Raw genomic sequence first — 17,520 nt, 5'->3', positions numbered from 1 at the left:
CTTTAACCCTCTTTCTTGATTTTGCGGGCAATGCGGTCGGCTACCGAAAGGTCCTCGCGCTTGTCCCCTCCCCAAAACACGACGGCCAGCATGCCCGGACCGACGTGGCTTCCGATAACCGGCCCGATGCTGCTTTCCAAAAACAGCAGGTTGTCGTCGGTTTTCGCCAACAGCTCCTTTAAGCGCGCCGCGTCTTTCGGGCAGTCGGCGTTGCCGATGACCACGCAGCGGCCCGGCGCATGGTCGGCCATGCGCTTCTCGCAGTACTCCGCAAGCTGCTTGATGCCCTTCTTGCGGCCGCGCGCCACGCCCGTCAGCGCCAGCTTGCCGTCGATGCTGATGTTGAGCAGCGGCTTCACGTCAAGCTTCGCACCCGCGTACGCCACGGAATTCGGGATGCGCCCGCCGCGGTGCAGCGACTCCAGGTCGTCCACCATGAACTCGGCGTCCACGAAATAACGCGCCTCTTCGGCCCATGCGGCCAGCTCGCGCGCCGTCATGCCATTATCGCGCTGCTTGAGCGCCTCGTACACCAGCAGCGCCTCTGCAACGGAAGCCAGGCAGGTGTCCACCACGTGCAGCTCGGCGTCGGGATGTTCGGCCAGAAGCTGGTCGCGCACGATAAGCGCCGTGTTGTAGCTGCCCGAAAGGCCGCTGGTGAAGCTGAGGTACACCGTGGGCACGCCGGATTCGATAGCTTGGCCGAACACCTCTTGGAACTTCGTGATGGGCACCTGCGCCGTGGAGGGCTGCGAACCCGCGCGCATGCCTTCGTAGAACTCGTGCGGCGTGATGGAACGGTAGAAGTCGTCGCAGTGGTCGCCCTTCTCGTCGATGTAGGGGAACTCCAACAGCCAAACGCCTTCGCGGTCGACCACTTCATACGGCAGGTCGCAGCACGAATCGATAATCAGATTGCATTTCGGACGCGCGTCCATGCATCTCCTTTCGCCGAAAAGCCCGCGCGGTGCGGGCTTTGCTTTTTCACCTAGGATTTTACGAAGCGCAGACCAAGCCTGCAGCGGGTTTCGTCAACTTTCCCGAAATAGCGCGGGCGCACTCGTAGGCGATGCCGATTGCCGGGCCAACGTGCAGGCCCACCACCGGGCTTACGGGCAGCACCTTCACGCTGCGGCCGAGCATGGGCTCGATAACCTCGTGCGCCCATTTCACCGCCGGCGTTTTGTCGCCGATGTAGTGCACCACGATGTCACGCAGGCCGTGCTCTTCGATGTCGGCCTTCAGCGCCGCTACGATCTTGTCGAGCGCCTTTTTGCGCGTGCGCACCTTCGCGAACGTCACGGGCGTGCCGTCGCACACGGTAAGCACCGGGGCAAGCTGGATAAGGTTGCCCAGAAGCGCCGCCGCGCCGCCGATGCGCCCGCCCTTCTGCAAAAACGTGAGCGTTTCGGGCGTGAAGAGAAAGCGCGTGCGCCCGATGGCGTCAACGGCCGCCTGCGCAACGCCGCGCAGATCCTCGCCCGCATCGCGCGCCGCCACGGCCTCAAGCACGGGCAGCGCTTCGTCGAAGCCGCACGACGTGGAATCGACAAGCTCCCACTTGAAGTCGATGTTGCGCGCGGCAACGGCGCGGATGGCTCGCAGCGCGCCGTCGTAGGCACCCGAAAGGCCCGTGGAAATGAAGATGCCGCACACCTCGTCGCCAGCGCGCGCCGCGTCCTCGAACACGTCTTCAAGCAGCTTTTGGGAAGGCTGGCTGGACGTGGGAATGTTGTCGAGCATGTCGTAGATGTCGGCGTAGAACGCGTCTAAGTCCATGGCGGCGTCCTCGTATTCGACCCCGTCCCGGTTCACGTACAGCGTGACAACCTGGATATCAAGCTCGCGGGCCATCTCCTGCGTGATCGACGAAACGGAATCGGTGATGATTCTAATCATGTGCTCCCCTATCGATGAGCGCGTTGCGCCCCTACCAACCTTGACCTCAACACTACGCGATGCCGCGCAGCTTGCCAACAAGCGCACGGCGGCGCTCACAAAGACCATATTCCAATCCCACCGGATACGTGTGCGGGTTCAGCATGCGCTTCTGGCTTTCGTCCAGGCTGGCCAAACCTTCTCGGCAGCGCCGCTGCGCTTCCATGGCGCTACGATGCGCCTGGTCAAGCACCACTTCGCCATTGCGCACCAGCGGGGACAGCAGCGTTTCGAACCGCTTGCCTGACAGGTTTTTCTGCCGCAGGCTGTCAAGCGGGTCGACGATGACCTCGCGCTCTCCCACGCCCGCGTTCATGTCGAACACCATGTCGCCGGCAATGTGACCGTCATCGTGGTAGTAGCGCCGCACGTCAAGCACGCCCGGCACGGTCAGCTTCGCCGCCGATTCGCTGATTTTCAGCCGGTCGGTCCACTCGGTTTGCCCCGGAGCGCGTGTGGCCGACAGCTTGTACACGCCGCCAAGCGTAGGCTGGTCGAACGCGCACGCAAGCTTTGTGCCCACGCCCCAGCTGGTCACAGGCGCGCCTTCGTCCAAAATGGACTGGATGGTGTATTCGTCCAGGTCGTTGGACAGCACGATGCCGCAATCGGTAAGTCCCGCCGCATCGAGCATGCGCCGCGCCATCTTCGCCAGCCACGCCAAGTCGCCCGAGTCGATGCGGATGCCGGCCAAACGCTGCCCGCGCTGGCGCATTTCAAGGCCCACGGTGATGGCGTTTTCGATGCCCTGCTCCACGTTGTACGTGTCCACCAGCAGCACGCAGTTGTGCGGGAATTCCTGCGCGTAGGCGCGGAACGCCGACAGCTCGTCGGGAAACGACATCACCCACGAATGCGCGTGCGTGCCCGACACCGGCAGCCCGTAGCGCTTGCCCGCCAGCACGTTGGACGTGGACGCACAGCCGCCCACCACGGCGGCGCGGCTTGCCCACATGCCGCCACCGGCGCCCTGAGCGCGGCGTAGGCCGAACTCGGCCACGGGCGCCCCATGGGCCGCCAAGCACACGCGCGCGGCTTTCGTGGCGATAAGCGTTTCGAAATTCACGCAGTTCAGCAGCGCCGTTTCGATAAGCTGGCAATCCATGATAGGGCCCATGACGCGCACAAGCGGCTCGTGCGGGAACACGATGGTGCCCTCGGCAGGAGCATCGATGTCCACGCGCAGCCGAAACGTGCGCAGGTACTCCAAAAACTCCGGCCGGAACAGCTTGCCACCGCCGGGCGCGTCAAGGCTTGCCAGGTAGTCCGCGTCGTCTTGCGTGAATGCGAAATCGTCGATAAGCTCGGCCAGCTGGTCGAAACCGCAGGCCACGGCATACCCGCCGCGAAACGGATAATCACGGAAGTACGCGTGGAAGCACGCCTGCGTGGCACCCTGCCCCGTTTCCCAATAACCCTGCGCCATGGTCAGCTGATACAAGTCGGTCAGCAGCTCGTATTCGTTTCTCACGTTGTTGCACGCCTCCTTGCGCGAAGCGCCCCGACGATGCGGGGCGCGGAATTGCTAGTTACCGTTTTGCGGTGTCTGGGCGCCCTCGCCGGTGCCGGCGGCCTTGTGGCTGCGACGACGCGCGCGGCGATGCTGCCCGGACGCAGCGCCGGATTGCTGCGGCTGGTCGGAGCGCGCATGCCGAGGACCGGCCTGCCCTTCAGGGCGGTTTTGCGAAAGCGCCGAGGACTTCTGCCCCGGACGCACGCGCGGCTTGCCCTGCTCGGCGGGCTTGCGCTGCTGCTTGGCCTGCTGCTTTTCGCCGCCCTTACCGCCGCGTTCGCGCTGCTCAGAGCCACGCTGACCCTTCTGCGGCTGCTCGGGCTTGCCACCGGATTGCCCGCGGCGCTTCGAAGGCTGCATGCCACGACGCTTGGCCTGGCCGTCTTTGCTCTTCGGTGCGCCTTGCGCCTGCTTGCCCTCAGCTGCGCGCTCGGGCGCAGCTGACTGCTGGTCGCGCGCTACCTGGCGCTCGGCCGCTTCGGCAGCGCCGCCCGTCACCTTCGTGGAGCGGCGACGACGCGGCTTGCGCGTAGGCGCCGCCTGTGCCGTTTCCTGCTCGGATGCACGCTCGCGTTCTTTACCGCGACCGCGGTTGCGACGGCTCGAACCCTTGCCCGCGCGCTCCGTTTCTTGCTTCTGGTCGCGCTTCTTGCCGCCGGGTACGTGGCGCACGCTGGTACGGTCGGCCAGCTGGTCTTTGCCGGAAAGCTGCGGGGTGGCAAGCGACGCCGCCGCGCCGAACACGTCTGCGGTCTGCGCGCTGTTCGCGCGCTCCCACGCGTCGCAACCCACGCACTTCGGGCGGGCGCCTTCCTCGGCCGGCTCGAAATCGGCAAGCGGCACGCGCACGGGTTTTTCACCCTCCACGCGCAGCGAAACCACTTCGCGCGGCACGTCCAAGTCGACCACTTTCGCCGGGCCATCGGGCGTTTCAACCTGCGCGTTCTTCTTGGGCGCGCGGCTTTTGAAATCCTTGTACGCGTCGTATTCGTAGCGCAGGCAGCACATAAGGCGCCCGCACACGCCGGAAATCTTCTGCGGGTTCAGCGACAGGTCCTGCTCTTTCGCCATGCGGATGGACACGGGGCAGAATTCGCCGCCTAAGCGCTTGCAGCACAGCTCCTGTCCGCAATGGCCCAGGCCGCCCACCATGCGCGCCTCGTCGCGCACGCCGATCTGGCGCATGTCCACGCGCACGTGCAGGCGGCTGGAAAGCGTGCGCACCAGCTCGCGGAAGTCCACGCGGTTTTCCGACTCGAAGTAGAACACGGCCTTGTCGCCATCGAACAGGTATTCCACCGATACCGGGCGCATTTCCTCGGACGCCTTCGCTGCCAGTTCCTTGAACACCGGCAGCGCTTCGGCGGCTTTCTCCTCAAGCTCGGCGGCGCGGGCGCGATCTTCGTCGTCGGCTACGCGAACAACGGGCTTCAGCGGGCTTTTCAGCTTCTTCACCTGCTCGGGCGTAGCCTCGAAAGCGTTGTCGGACACGTGCCCGAACTCCGTGCCGCGCGCCGTTTCGACAACCACGTCGTCGCCGGCGGAAATCTCAAGCTCGCCCGCGTCGAACCACAACGTTTTGGGGTTGTAGGGCAAATTGACAGGCGCTATGCGAACCATGGCGCTCCTTCTTTCTATCGTCGATACGCCCGCGGCGCCGCATCCGGCATGCCGCGACCGTACAGTATGTCGCGAATCTCGAACAGCATCGCGTCGATGCACGTCTCAGGAGATACATTATACGAGATGGCGGCGTCGCAGCGGCGCACAGCGGCGATTGCCGCGGCCGCGCGGGACGGCGTGGTTGCCGCGGCGGCCGCCTCGATGGCCTCGCGCGCATCGTCGTTGACCACCGTGTCGGGCGCGCCGGAGGCAACTACCATGACGTCGCGCAGCCACGAGCGCGCGATGCCGGCCAGCTGACGCAGCGACTCGAGCGTTTTCGCCGTGATCTGCCGCTTGTTGCGTGCCTCGATCTGGCGAATGGCCGACTTCGCCAAAAAGTCCGCGTTTTCCGCCAGCTCCGCTTCCTGCTCGGCACGCACGTCATCCAGCGGCAGTTTCACGCGAATCACCAGGTCAGCGGCGAATCCGATGATGTCCCAATCATCGGCGCGGGCAAGCAGCGACAAAATTTCCAGCACGCGGGCGCGAAATTGCAAGCGCTCGTTCGACTTCAGGAACTCCACGGCGCGCGTAAGCGACCCGTCGCACGCCTGCAGCGCCACGCGGGCCTGCTGCGCCGACGCGCCGGAGTTCTGCACCACGATGCCCGCCGCCTCCGACACCGGAATGGTGCGAAACGGCACCACCTGGCAGCGCGATATGATGGTGGGCAGCACGCTTTCGCGCGTGCGCGCAAGCAGGATGAGCACCACGTCGGCCGGCGGTTCCTCAAGCGTTTTCAGGAACGCGTTTGCTGCCTGCGTGCCCAATAGGTCCACGCGATCAAGGATGTAGACCTTGCGCTGCGCCTGAATGGGGGCAAGCGACGTGTCGGCCACGATGGAGCGCACCTGCTCCACCAGATAGCCCGCCGCGCCTTCGGGGGCGAAAAAGCGCACGTCAGGGTGCTTGCGGCGCAAAATGCGGCTGCACGCGTCGCACGCCCCGCACATGCCGCCGCGCGGGCCTTTCGGCCCCTTCGGGCACATGATGCCCTGCGCGAACGCGTACGCCGCCACCGTTTTGTTCGACCCCGCCGGGCCGCAGAACAAGTACGCGTGGCTTACGCGCCCCGACGACACGGTGGCGCGCAGGAAATCGCGCACGTAGGGCTGCCCCAGTATGTTCTCGAACGCATCGGCCATGGGCGCCTACTGCTCTTTCGGCGCGGCGGGCGCCGGTGTGGGGCGCGTATCGTCGCGATAGTCCACGCGTCCCTCGTGGGCGCGCTGCACGTCCAGACGCTCGAAGTAGGCCTCGTTTTGGCGCACGAATTCGCCCATCCACGGGAACAAGTCTGCCAGCTGGGCAAACACCTGCACGGCCGTATGCGATTTGCGGCCGGACGACTGCACCAGGCGCACGCGCTTCGGGTCGCGGCGCGCAATATCCAGAAACGCCGCGTTCACGCGAGCGTGGAAGTCCTCGCCGGCGCGCTCCATGCGGTCGGCACCCGCGCGGCGCGTGGCGCGCGCAAGGCCGTCGGCCGTGCTGCCGCCGGAAACCAGCAAGATAGTGCGATCGGGCACCAGGCCCTGGCAGGCGAACGCGTTCGCCGCGTCCACGAACGCGCGGTCAAGCCCGCGGCCGTAACCCTGATAAGCCACGGTGGAGTCGGTAAAGCGGTCGCACAGCACCACGGCGCCGCGCGAAAGCGCCGGCACGATCACTTCGCTGACCAGCTGCGCGCGAGCCGCCTCGTAGATGAGCAGCTCGGACGCGTCGCACATGTTCACGTTTTTCGGGCTGAGCACCACGCCGCGCAGCTGTTCGCCCACGTCGGTGCCGCCCGGCTCGCGCAGGCACACGACCTCGCGGCCCATGGCGGAAAGCGCGTTGGCCAGAAAGCGGATGTGCGTGGTCTTGCCCGCCCCGTCGCCGCCTTCGAACGTGACGAACACGCCGCGCTCGGGCGCTTCGGGCGCACCTGCCGGGACGCCAGCCTGAGCAGGCGCAACAGGCGAAGCGCCCGCGGGCGCGACCTGCCTGGGGTCGCGCATCGTGGGCACTTCGCTGACGATGCCGGTGTTGTGAATCTGGGTCACGGCGCTATTCCTGCACGGCGCCGGCCACGGCCGCCGCCACCACTTCCACGGCGCGCGGGTCGAACGGCTCGGGCATGATGAAGTCTTCGCTGAGCTCGTCGTCGGACACCAGCGCGGCCAGCGCCTCGGCAGCGGCAAGCTTCATCTGCTTCGTGATGCGCGTGGCGCGCGCTTCAAGGGCGCCCTTGAAAATGCCGGGGAACGCCACCACGTTGTTGATCTGGTTCGGGAAGTCCGAGCGGCCCGTGCCCACCACGCGCGCGCCGGCCTCGCGAGCCACGTCGGGGAAGATCTCGGGCGTGGGATTGGCCATGGCGAACAGGATGGCGTCATCGTTCATGGACTTCACCATGTCGGTAGACACGATGCCGGGGGCCGACACGCCCACGAAGATGTCGGCGCCGCGCATGGCGTCGGCCAGGCTGCCCTGCTCGTCGTTGAGGTTCGTGGTGGCAAGCATGGCGCGCTGAGCTTCGTTGATGCCCTCGGAACGCGAGTTGATGATGCCGCACTTGTCGCACAGGATAAGGTTGCGGAAGCCATAGTTCAGCAACAGCTTCGCAATGGCGATGCCAGCCGAGCCGGCGCCGTTGACCACCACGCGGCAGTCTTCCTTCTTCTTGCCCGTCAGGCGCAGCGCGTTGATGACGCCGGACAGCACCACGATGGCCGTGCCGTGCTGGTCGTCGTGGAACACCGGGATGTCCAGCTCGTCGATAAGCTGGCGCTCGATCTCGAAGCAGCGCGGGGCCGAGATGTCTTCCAGGTTGATGCCGCCGAAGCTGGGGGCGATGCGCTTGACCGTTTCCACGATCTCGTCGACGTCCTGCGTGTCCAGGCACAGCGGCACGGCGTTCACGCCGCCGAACGCCTTGAACAGCGCGCACTTGCCCTCCATGACGGGCATGGCCGCGGCCGGGCCGATGTTGCCCAGGCCCAGCACGGCCGAGCCGTCGGACACGACGGCCACGGTGTTGGCCTTCATGGTGTACTTGTAGGCGTCCTCAGGGTTCGCGGCGATCTTGCGGCACGGCTCGGCGACGCCGGGCGTGTAGGCCAGCGCCAGGTCCTCGCGCGTTTCGATCTTCATCTTCGGGACGGTATCCAGCTTGCCCTGCCATTGCTCGTGCAGACGCAGCGATTCCTGTGCGATGTCCATGCTTCGTGCGCATCCTTCCGTGTTCGCGGCGCGGCGCCGCTTGACGTGTCGTGTTTCGCGGCCGTTTTCGGCAGCGAATATTTCCCTGTTGGATTATACCCCTTCGCCCCAGGCGCCCCCACCGCTGCGCCCGCTCTCCCCGAAATACACCCATCGGGTGTTTTTCGCCTGATGGCGAAGGACAGTCCAGCTGAGGAGGGAGGCAACAGCCCGCTTCGTCTTCTCCCGAAGCGGGTCAACATCGAGGAGCGCAGCAGGCACGAACAGCGAAGAGGTTCGAAGACAAGCCCGCTCTTCGGATTTCTCGGCATGATTCATGCCGCAAGCCCCGCTAGGCAGCAACTTGGCGCACAATATGAGCAGCATTCAAGGAAAGGAACATCGTGGAAGACGAGAAACTGAACGGGGTTGCGGGCGCACTTTCGGCCGATGCGGTTGCCGGCGCCGTATATGCCGCCGTGCGCCATTGTGCCACGCACCTGCGCCCCGACGTGCTGGCCGCCATGCAAACCGCGCGCGCCGACGAAACCCAAGCCCGCGCGCTGTCCGTGCTGGACTGCCTGCTGGAAAACGCCCACATCGGGCAGGCCGACGGCGTGCCCATCTGCCAGGACACGGGCACGTGCTGGGTACGCCTGGAAATCGGCGAGGAGTTAAGCGTGCCCGGCAACATCCTGTCGCGCGTCAACGACGCCGTGGCCCGCGCCTACACCGACAGCCGGCTGCGCATGAGCGTGCTGGCCGACGCGCTGCTTGACCGCACGAACACCGGCGACAACACGCCCGCCTTTGCCGAAGTGGCTTTCCGCCCCGGCCGCGGCGCCACGCTGCACGTGCTGCTGAAAGGCGGCGGCTCGGACAACGCCAGCCGCGTGGTCATGCTTGCCCCCGGCGCCGGTTGGGAAGGCGTGCGCCAGGTCGTGCTCGACTGCGTGCACGAGAAAGCCGCCAACGCCTGCCCGCCGCTTATCGTGGGCGTGGGCGTGGGCGCCACGTTCGACAAGGTGGCTGGCCTGGCCAAACACGCGCTGCTGCGCGAAGTGGGCAGCCCCGCCGCAAGCCCGCAAGCCGCCGCGCGCGAGGCCGAGCTGCTTGCCGCCGTCAACGCCACGGGCATCGGTCCGGCTGCCCTTGGCGGCAACGCCACCGCACTTGCCGTGCACCTGGAAACCGCCCCGTGCCACATCGCCGCGCTGCCCGTTGCCGTGAACATGGGCTGCTCGGCCATGCGCTCAGCCTCCATCGACCTGGTGTCGTGGGAAACCGGCCTGCCCGTTGCCAACCCCACCGCAAACCTTGCGTACACCCCCGTTGAGGAAGGGGGAAACCGATGAGCAAGCAAGGAATCATCGCCGAGCGCCCCCACTTGGCGCGAAGCGCGAAGCCCCTTGCCACCCGCATTTCATACGCCCCCGCAAAGGAAGGAGCCGCGCGATGAGCGAAACCGCAAACGCCCCCGTGTGCCTGACGCTGCCGCTTGACAAGGCTGATCTTGCAAACCTTTCCGCAGGTCAGGAGGTGCGCCTTTCCGGCGATGCCTTCACCATGCGCGACGCCGGCCACGCTCGCGCGCTGGCCGCGCTTAAAGCCGACGGCCAGCTGCCGTTCGGCCTTGCCGGCCAAACGCTGTTCTACGCCGGCCCCACGCCCGCCGCGGCAGGCCGCCCGCTGGGCAGCGTCGGTCCCACCACCTCAAGCCGCATGGACTTCGCCACACCGCAGCTTATGGACGCGGGCATCGTGGCGTGCATCGGCAAGGGCAAGCGCAACCAGGCCGTCATCGACGCCTGCGTGCGCAATGGCGCCGTCTACTTCGCGGCCGTCGGCGGCATCGCGGCGCTGCTTGCCAAGCACGTGACCGCTAGCGAGACGGTGGCATGGGACGACCTGGGCACCGAAGCGCTGCGCCGCGTCACGTTCGACGACTTCCCCGTATTCGTTGCCGTAGACGCCCACGGCCGCGACCTCTACCGCAGCATCGAAGCCGGCGAAGCGATTTAGCATCCCCCCCCGAAACGCAAAGAGGCGGCGCCCCGCATGGGACGCCGCCTCTTGTTTGCGCACATTGCGCGGAAAGCTAAACCGTTAGCGCACGCTTAGTTGTTGCCGCGCATGGTCTGGCCGCCGTTGGGATGACACTGACCGCAGGTGTCAACCTGAGCCTCGTGGCCCTTGTGGCACTCGTTGCAGTTGATCTGGCCGTGCGGGCTGTTGTGCGGGTTGTACGCGCCCAGCGACTCGGTCTGCTTGGCCAGCTCATCGTAGGAACCGCCATGGCAGGACAGGCACTTGTCGTTGTCGATGTAGTAGCGATCGCCCAGACCCAGGTTGTCCGTGTCGCCAGCCAGCTGCGATTGCAGCTCGGCCACCTGCACGTCAAGCTCGGCCGTGTGGCAATCCAGGCACGTGGTGCCCTCGTGCTGGCCATGCCAAGCGGCAAGGCCGGCACCGTTCGACTCGTCGGTGCCCTCGTAGTTGGCCAGGTGGTTGCCCATGGAATCATGGCACACCGTGCCGCAGAAGCTCGGCGTGTTGTGCCACGCCCAACCGCCGCAGCATGCCACGATCAGCACCGCGGCAACAACGCCCACGACGATAGGCCAGCGCTTCTTGCCAGCGTTCTTTTTCTCTTCTGCCATTGGTTATTTCACCCCCTGCGCGGCGGTCTGACCGGCCACGTAGCCGAACGTGACGCAGCGGCCGACCGACGGGCCGAAAATATGACGCGGATAGTTGCCGGAGAAGAAGCCGCCCGACGCACCGCCTGCGGCGAACAGGCCCTCGATCGGCTCGTTGTCGTAGTCAAGCACGTTGCAGTTGTAGTCCACAACCAGGCCGGACACGGTGGCCAGGATGGAAGACTGGTGCTTGATGGCGTAGTACTTCTCGCCCTCGATCTTCGTGGCCTTCTCCATGGGACGGTTGAAGTCCTCGTCCTTCTTGTTGTCCACGAACGTGTTGAAGCGCGCAACCTCGGCCTTCAGCGTGTCGGCAGGCACGTTCATGTAACCGGCCAGCTCGTCCAAGCTGGAAGCCTCGAACGCCCAGCCCTTCTCCTTGAACGGCTCAAGCTTCTCCAGAATGGTAGCGGCGTTGGCGCCCAGCTGCGTGGTGGAGGCCACGCGCCAGGTGTCGGTGCCGTAGTGGCGCTGCGCCGTGATGGCGTTCGAGCGCGCCTGGAACGGCAGGCCTTCGCTAGCGAAGCGGCGACCCTGCTCGTTGATCATGATGCCCGCGGAAACCAGCGCGGTGATGCCCAGGTTCGAAGAGTAGAACGAGTCGGGGCTGCCGAAGTCGAAGTTCATGATGGCCGCCGGCAGCGGGTCCATCTGGCCGCCCACGGCCAAGCCCATCAGCTGGCCGTCGCCCGTGGTGCCTTCGTTGGGGCACCAGCTGGCGCACGCGGCAATGTCCTCGGCGCGGCACCAGGCCTTCAGCATGGCCGGGTTCGAATCGAAGCCGCCCGTGGCCAAAATGACGCCCTTCGAAGCGTTCACGCGGAAGTAGCCGTCGGCATCCTTGCAGATGGCGCCGGTCACGCGGCCGTCGTCCTCGCGGATAAGCTGCACGGCAGACGTGCTGTAGCGCAGATCGGCGTTCGAGCGCTTGCTGAACGTGTTCGCCAGGTCGGCCACGATGTAGATGCCCGCGCCGCCGGCGTTCTTCACGGTCTGCTCGCTCCACTGCGGGCTCTTGAAAGCAATCTCCGTTTGCGGCACCTCGAAGTTGTGCGCGCTGGGGTTGCCCTTCTTGAAGTAGGTGTCGATCTGGCCTTCGCCCTCGTCGAACTTGTCCTGCAGCCAGTCAGCGGCCTCGCCGGAACGGTCGGCCCACAGCTTGATGGGATCAATGGGCACGCGGTAGTACGCCGCGTGGCGCATACGGTCCATCATCTCGGCCTTGTCGACGATGTTGTCGCCCTCTTCCATCTTCTTGCCGCCAACAACGCCCATACCCTCGAACATGCCGCGGCCCTTCGTCATCTTCTCGATGCACAGGACCTTCGTTTTGCCGTCATCGGACGCCGCCAGCGCAGCCACGCTGCCCGTCAGGCCGCAGCCGCACACCAGCACGTCGGTTTCCTCGGTGCGCGTGATCTCGCTTGCGGGGATGTCGCGCATCTCGAAAGCCACGGGGCCCTGACGCACGATGCCGCTTTCCACGTCGAGCACCGGCACGTTGCGCGTCTTCACCGGGAAGACGTCGGTGTAGATGCTCTCGCTAAAGTCGCCGCAACCGCCCTTGTTTTCAACCGTCACGCCGGCGGCCTTTGCCTCGCCAGCGCAGCCGGTCAAACCGAAGGCACCGGTGGCCGCAGCCGCGCCGAGCAGGCTGACGCCCGCGGCGCGCATGAAGCCGCGGCGGGACATCCCGCTTGCTGCTTGCTCTGCCATGTTCCCTCCCTAATAACTGCTTTTGGGGCGCAAACCAAACCATTCGCGCCCGATTCCTCTTCGTTCGTACACCGTACGGAGTACAACGGTCATGTATCGTACACTGTACGGCGTACGTTTTCAAGCTTTCTCTGTGGACAATTTCCCACCGTTGGGGGTTCTGGCGATATTTGCTTTAACCTTCGAGTCCGTTTCAAGTTTTAAACACCAGTTAGCAGGCGATTCACTCGTGGCACAGTCCCCTCAAAAACCAACAAGCACCGCAACCACGCAAGAGGAAGTGGTCGACGCCGCGTTCCGCATGATCGATGCGCAAGGATATGCGAAGTTCAGTATCCGCGCCCTTGCCGAAGAACTTGGCATCGGCACCATGAGCGTGTACACCTATGTGCCCTCGAAAAAGCAGCTGCTGTTCTACGTGCTGCAGAAGATGCAGTCCGAAATCGACAACGCACCGATTGCCGGAGAATTCTGGGAAGACACGCTGCACCGCACGTGCGGATCTATCCTGCGCACGAACCTAGCGCATCCGAATATCAGGATCGTGCAGATGCAAACGCAGATCGAAACGCCGCAGCAACATCGACGCAACATCTACTACCTGCATACCGATCAGGGCATGTCCGACCACATCTACGAAACCATGTACAGCGTGGTGCGCTCGTATTTGACCGGGTTCATCGACATGGCCGTGAAGCGCAAGCTCAAGCTCACCACGAAGGCCGAAGACCAGTACGCCGGCGGGCGCTGGACAACCATCTCCGACGCGGACACCGACATCGAGATGTTCCACCAGGGCATCGACTTCATCATCGCCGGCACGCGCGCCATGGCCGCGCCCGACCCCTGCAACTGGCGCACGCCCGAAGACCCCGCTACGTGGGCCTGGGGCAAGGAATAACTATTGCAACAAAAAGGCGGCGTCCCAAACGGGACGCCGCCTTTGCTTTCACCTTGGCTTACTGCGCAAGTACCTTACTCGGCTTTATCGGCCGTTTTCTTCGCCGCCGTCTTCTTGGCGGTCGTCTTCTTCGCCGCAGGCTTTTTCGCGGCGGCCTTCTTGGCCGGCGCTTTCTTGGCAGCTTTTTCTGTCGCCTTCGCCTCTTTGGCAGCAGCCTTCTTCTCGGCCTCGATCTCTTTACCCGGGCAGCTGAAGTTCGGGCACAGCTTCCAGGGGCCGCGGTTCGTGGTGACGATCACCATGGGCGCGCCGCAATGCTCGCACACCTCGTCGGTGGCCGTGATGACACCGTACTGCGGCAAGGGGTAGCCCACGCCGCACTCGTCGTAGTTCTCGCAGCGGATGAAGCGCTTAAGCGTGCGCGGGTTCTTCTGCGCGATAAGCTTGGCCTTCTTGCCAGCCGCGGCGCACGTGGGGCACTCGCCCACCACCACGTCGGGCTCTTTGTTCGTCTCGCAATTCGGGTCGATGCAGATAGTGCGCGGCTTGGAGCGGAATGCCGTCACCTTCACCTGGGGCATGCCGCACGTGGGGCACGGGTCGGGCAGCGCCTCCACCTTGCCCTTCGGCAGCGGGTAGGTCACGTCGCAATCGGGCCAGCCGGCGCAACCGATGAACATGCCGCGCGTTTTCTGCGACACGCGAATCTGCAGGTCCTTGCCGCACTTCGGGCACTTGCCCACGTAGGCGTCGGCCGCCACGGCGTCGGCCAGGGCGTCTTTGACCTCTTCGGAGTGCGGAATCAAGTTCGCAAGCTGCTCAGCCAGCAAGTTGCGGCTGTTCGTCACCACCGCGACCTTCGTGTTGCGGCCCTCGGCGATGTTGTCCATCTCCTCTTCAAGCTCGGCCGTCATCTGCGGGTGAGTGATGTGCGGTGCGAACTTGTCAAGCGCGTCGCACACCGCCATGCCCAGCTGACTGGGTTCGATGGGGTCGTTCTGGATGTACTTCACCGTGTACAGACGCTCGATGATGCTGTGGCGCGTGGACTTCGTGCCCAGGCCCAGCTTCTCCATTTCCTGGATAAGCTTGCCCTGGCTGTAGCGCGCCGGCGGCTCGGTCTGCTTCTTCGTGCACTCGGCGCCGTTGAACGCAACCTGCTGGCCTTGCGTCATGGCCGGCAGCTGCTCGTCCTTCTTCATACCGTACGGGTAAATGGCGCGGAAGCCCGGACTTACCAGCACGTCGCCCTTCGCGGCGAACTTCTCGCCCGCCACGTCAAGCGTGACCTTCGTGCCCTCCACCACGGCCGCATCGGACAGCGTGGCCAGGAAGCGGCGCGCAATCAGGTTGTACAGCTTGTAGTCGGCCGGCGCCAAATCGTCGGGCGTGGCCTTGGCCGTGGGGTAGATGGGCGGGTGGTCGGTGGTCTCCTTCTTGCCGCGCGTGGCGTGCAGTTCGCCCGCGGAAAGCAGCTGGTTGCAATACGGGCCGTACGCGGGGTTGCCCGAGATGGTTTTCACCACTTCAGCCAGGTCAAGCGAGCTAGGATACACCGTGTTGTCAACACGCGGATACGAGATGTAACCGTCCATGTACAGGCTTTCGGCGATGCGCATGGTGCGCGCTGGCGAAAGGCCCTCGGCCGAGGCCGCCGCCATCAAGCTGGTGGTGTTGAACGGCACGGGCGGCTGCTGCTTGCGCGTGCGCTTGTCAACCGCGGCAACCGTGGCATTGGTGGCGCCTGCCACCGCGGCCATGGCGGCTTTTGCCGCCGCCTCGTCCTTGAAGCGCGCCGTGGAATGCGGGGCCACGAACGCCAGCTCGCCGTCGCCGGGCGTTGGGCCCGCCGCCGCACCGGCATCGAACGCGCCCTTGATAACCCAGTAATCCTCGGGAATGAACGCCAAGCGCTCGCGCTCGCGCGCCACGATCAGCGCCAGCGTGGGCGTTTGCACACGTCCCGAGCTGCGCACGTTGCCATAGCCGGCGAACTTCACCAGCGTCAGATAGCGCGTCAGCACCGCACCCCAAATCAGGTCGATGTCCTGGCGCGATGCGCCGGCGCTTGCCAGGTTCGTGTCCAGCTCCACCAGATTCGAGAACGCATGCGTGATCTCTTCCTTCGTGAACGCGCTGTAGCGGGCACGCGACACCGGCGCCGTGGGGTTCACTTCCTGGATGCACGACAGCGCATCGGAGCCGATCAGCTCGCCCTCGCGGTCGAAGTCGGTTGCAATCACGATGGAGTCCGCTTTTTTCGCCAGGTTCTTCAGGCTACGGATGATTTCCTTTTCCTTCGGCAGCTTCTCGATAGGCGCGTACACCAGATACGGCAGCGCATCCATCTTCCATGCCTTCAGTTCCACGCCGTCTTCGGTGAACGGCTTTTTCTTTTTAAACGGCGGGCGCGCCAGGCTTGCAGGCAGCTCGGCCGGAACCGCTTCGCCGTCGGCCGTGACGCCGCGCCAACCGCCGCGCTTCTTATATATGAGAGACGGCGTAAAATCGGGCTCCAAGATATGGCCGCGCAGGCCGATGGTCACCCATTCCTCGCCGTCGACTTCAAAGCGGTACACGGGCGTGGAATACACCTTGTCCGCCTTCGGTTTCTTCGCGCCCAGCAGCGAAGCGATCTTCGTTGCGGCGTCGTTCTTCTCGGTTACCACCAGCTTCACGTGGCTTCCCTCCTCGTCTTTCGGGCCGTGCCGGCCACATCGCTCACACGATTGCCCCATTCGTTTATTTACGTGTGCGGGGATTTTCGCGCGCTTTTGCGTCACGCGTAGTGCGTAGCATACACGATTGGAACCGCGCGAGCACAACTTTTCCCACAACCGTGTACGAATTGCCTCCATAAACTGCCGCACCCGCTGCGTCGTGGGCGGTTTCGGCGAAATGCGGGTCCACGCATGCCGCTGCCCCTTCCGTTGTGGGCGGTTTTCAAGCGGCGTCGCCCCAAGCACCCATTCCCCATCTGGGAAAACGCTATCTAATCGCGCCGCAAATGCGCTGGCCAACCGACCAAACCGCCCACAACCGTGCATCCCGCTTGCGGACAGGCGCGTAAAAATGAGCAGATAGCGTGTTGATTTCGTTGCCGTCACGCGAAGGATTCGCGGCGGTTTGAAGAACGTTTCTTGAATCGCGCGCAGCTACGGTACTTTTGTCTCTACGGGAAGCCGTCGAATCGCTGCACATCGCTTGCACATTCGGCCACGAACGCACCAGCGGCGGCACCCACCCGTCATGCATATATAGTGAGGATCACCCGGTTTCCGGGCGAGTTTAGGGAGCATTGCATGATACGAAAAGCATTAGGGATTTGCACAGGAGCAATCATCATCGTTGTCGCGGGGGCGGCATGCGTTTTCGCTATCACGCCGCAATCCACCAACGCAAGCCCGCTTGAGACCGCGGCATCTAGTGCGAAAACCGCTGTGGTAAACCGGGCGATTGACGCCTCAGGCGTGAAAACCGCTGTTGAGGATTCCCTCATTGCGCACGCGCGCGATATATCCAGCGCCACCGGCATCTCCACCACGCAGGTCCAAAACGTCATCGAAAGCCTTGACATCGACGATTGGCAAGCCGTAACGCTGCCCGCCGACGCGGCAGCAACAACCACCATCAGCGGATCGGCGGCAGGCGTGCCCGCGTCGCTTACAACGTATTCCGATCCGAACTACGTGACCATCAGCGCTTACGGTCAAAACATCGACCTGGCCGTTCCCGCTAGCGCACAGCAGTACCTGCCAATGCTCGCATGCGCAGCCGCTTAGCGCCCGCGCAGTCAGCAAGTTAGCGAGAATAAAAGCTCCGCACGTGCGGGGCTTTTTCGTTGCTTAACGGCCGACATGTCAACGAGCCGCAGTGGCCGCAGCGCAGTTCGCGAGTCATTTCGC

The 17,520-nt window shown here is 64.6% G+C and carries 14 protein-coding genes; 4 read left to right on the top strand and 10 right to left on the bottom strand.

Features of this window, described 5'->3' with window-relative positions:
• Positions 1 to 2: 2 nt before the first annotated feature.
• Genes ET524_RS06465 through ET524_RS06435 form a run of 7 tightly spaced genes read right to left on the bottom strand, consistent with a single transcriptional unit; the run spans position 3 to position 8,320 of the window.
• On the bottom strand, positions 3 to 938 hold the full coding sequence (locus tag ET524_RS06465; RefSeq protein WP_129424238.1) for a DegV family protein: 936 nt from the start codon (positions 936 to 938) through the stop codon (positions 3 to 5).
• A gap of 58 nt (positions 939 to 996) precedes the next feature.
• Entirely contained in the window at positions 997 to 1,899 is a 903-nt protein-coding gene (locus ET524_RS06460) for a DegV family protein (RefSeq protein ID WP_129424236.1), read from the bottom strand.
• A 52-nt stretch (positions 1,900 to 1,951) separates the two neighbouring features.
• Positions 1,952 to 3,409, bottom strand: a complete 1,458-nt coding sequence (locus ET524_RS06455; RefSeq protein WP_129424234.1) for a nicotinate phosphoribosyltransferase — start codon at positions 3,407 to 3,409, stop codon at positions 1,952 to 1,954.
• Positions 3,410 to 3,463: 54 nt separating this feature from the next.
• A complete protein-coding gene (ricT, locus tag ET524_RS06450) occupies positions 3,464 to 5,071 on the bottom strand; it encodes a regulatory iron-sulfur-containing complex subunit RicT (RefSeq protein ID WP_129424232.1) in 1,608 nt (535 codons plus the stop codon).
• Between the two features lie 14 nt (positions 5,072 to 5,085).
• Entirely contained in the window at positions 5,086 to 6,261 is a 1,176-nt protein-coding gene (locus ET524_RS06445) for a DNA polymerase III subunit (RefSeq protein ID WP_129424230.1), read from the bottom strand.
• Positions 6,262 to 6,267: 6 nt separating this feature from the next.
• Entirely contained in the window at positions 6,268 to 7,161 is an 894-nt protein-coding gene (gene tmk / locus ET524_RS06440; RefSeq protein WP_201738701.1) for a dTMP kinase, read from the bottom strand.
• Between the two features lie 4 nt (positions 7,162 to 7,165).
• A complete protein-coding gene (locus ET524_RS06435) occupies positions 7,166 to 8,320 on the bottom strand; it encodes an NAD(P)-dependent malic enzyme (protein ID WP_129424228.1) in 1,155 nt (384 codons plus the stop codon).
• 383 nt (positions 8,321 to 8,703) lie between these two features.
• Between ET524_RS06435 and ET524_RS06430 the strand changes: the two genes are divergently transcribed.
• Together ET524_RS06430 and ET524_RS06425 are read left to right on the top strand one after the other, a co-directional pair.
• A complete protein-coding gene (locus tag ET524_RS06430; protein ID WP_201738700.1) occupies positions 8,704 to 9,654 on the top strand; it encodes a fumarate hydratase in 951 nt (316 codons plus the stop codon).
• Positions 9,655 to 9,754: 100 nt separating this feature from the next.
• A complete protein-coding gene (locus ET524_RS06425) occupies positions 9,755 to 10,321 on the top strand; it encodes a FumA C-terminus/TtdB family hydratase beta subunit (protein WP_129424226.1) in 567 nt (188 codons plus the stop codon).
• Positions 10,322 to 10,416: 95 nt separating this feature from the next.
• Here ET524_RS06425 and ET524_RS06420 read toward each other — a convergent pair whose 3' ends face one another.
• Positions 10,417 to 10,959: a cytochrome c3 family protein gene (locus ET524_RS06420; RefSeq protein ID WP_129424224.1), complete on the bottom strand. Its 543-nt coding sequence runs from the start codon at positions 10,957 to 10,959 to the stop codon at positions 10,417 to 10,419.
• Positions 10,960 to 10,962: 3 nt separating this feature from the next.
• Positions 10,963 to 12,714 carry an FAD-dependent oxidoreductase gene (locus ET524_RS06415; RefSeq protein WP_129424222.1) on the bottom strand — a complete coding sequence of 584 codons (1,752 nt, stop codon included), beginning with the start codon at positions 12,712 to 12,714 and terminating at the stop codon, positions 10,963 to 10,965.
• A 229-nt stretch (positions 12,715 to 12,943) separates the two neighbouring features.
• Between ET524_RS06415 and ET524_RS06410 the strand changes: the two genes are divergently transcribed.
• Entirely contained in the window at positions 12,944 to 13,615 is a 672-nt protein-coding gene (locus ET524_RS06410; protein WP_161566619.1) for a TetR/AcrR family transcriptional regulator, read from the top strand.
• A 74-nt stretch (positions 13,616 to 13,689) separates the two neighbouring features.
• Here ET524_RS06410 and ET524_RS06405 read toward each other — a convergent pair whose 3' ends face one another.
• Positions 13,690 to 16,293 (bottom strand): DNA topoisomerase I, encoded by a 2,604-nt coding sequence (locus ET524_RS06405; protein WP_129424218.1) that lies wholly within the window; start codon positions 16,291 to 16,293, stop codon positions 13,690 to 13,692.
• Between the two features lie 624 nt (positions 16,294 to 16,917).
• Between ET524_RS06405 and ET524_RS06400 the strand changes: the two genes are divergently transcribed.
• Complete coding sequence (locus tag ET524_RS06400) at positions 16,918 to 17,397, top strand: hypothetical protein (protein WP_129424216.1); 480 nt, start codon at positions 16,918 to 16,920, stop codon at positions 17,395 to 17,397.
• Positions 17,398 to 17,520 lie beyond the last annotated feature (123 nt).

Origin of the sequence: Senegalimassilia faecalis (assembly GCF_004135645.1) — a bacterium.
GTDB lineage: Bacteria > Actinomycetota > Coriobacteriia > Coriobacteriales > Eggerthellaceae > Senegalimassilia > Senegalimassilia faecalis.
This window is presented reverse-complemented; position numbering and strand designations above follow the sequence as displayed.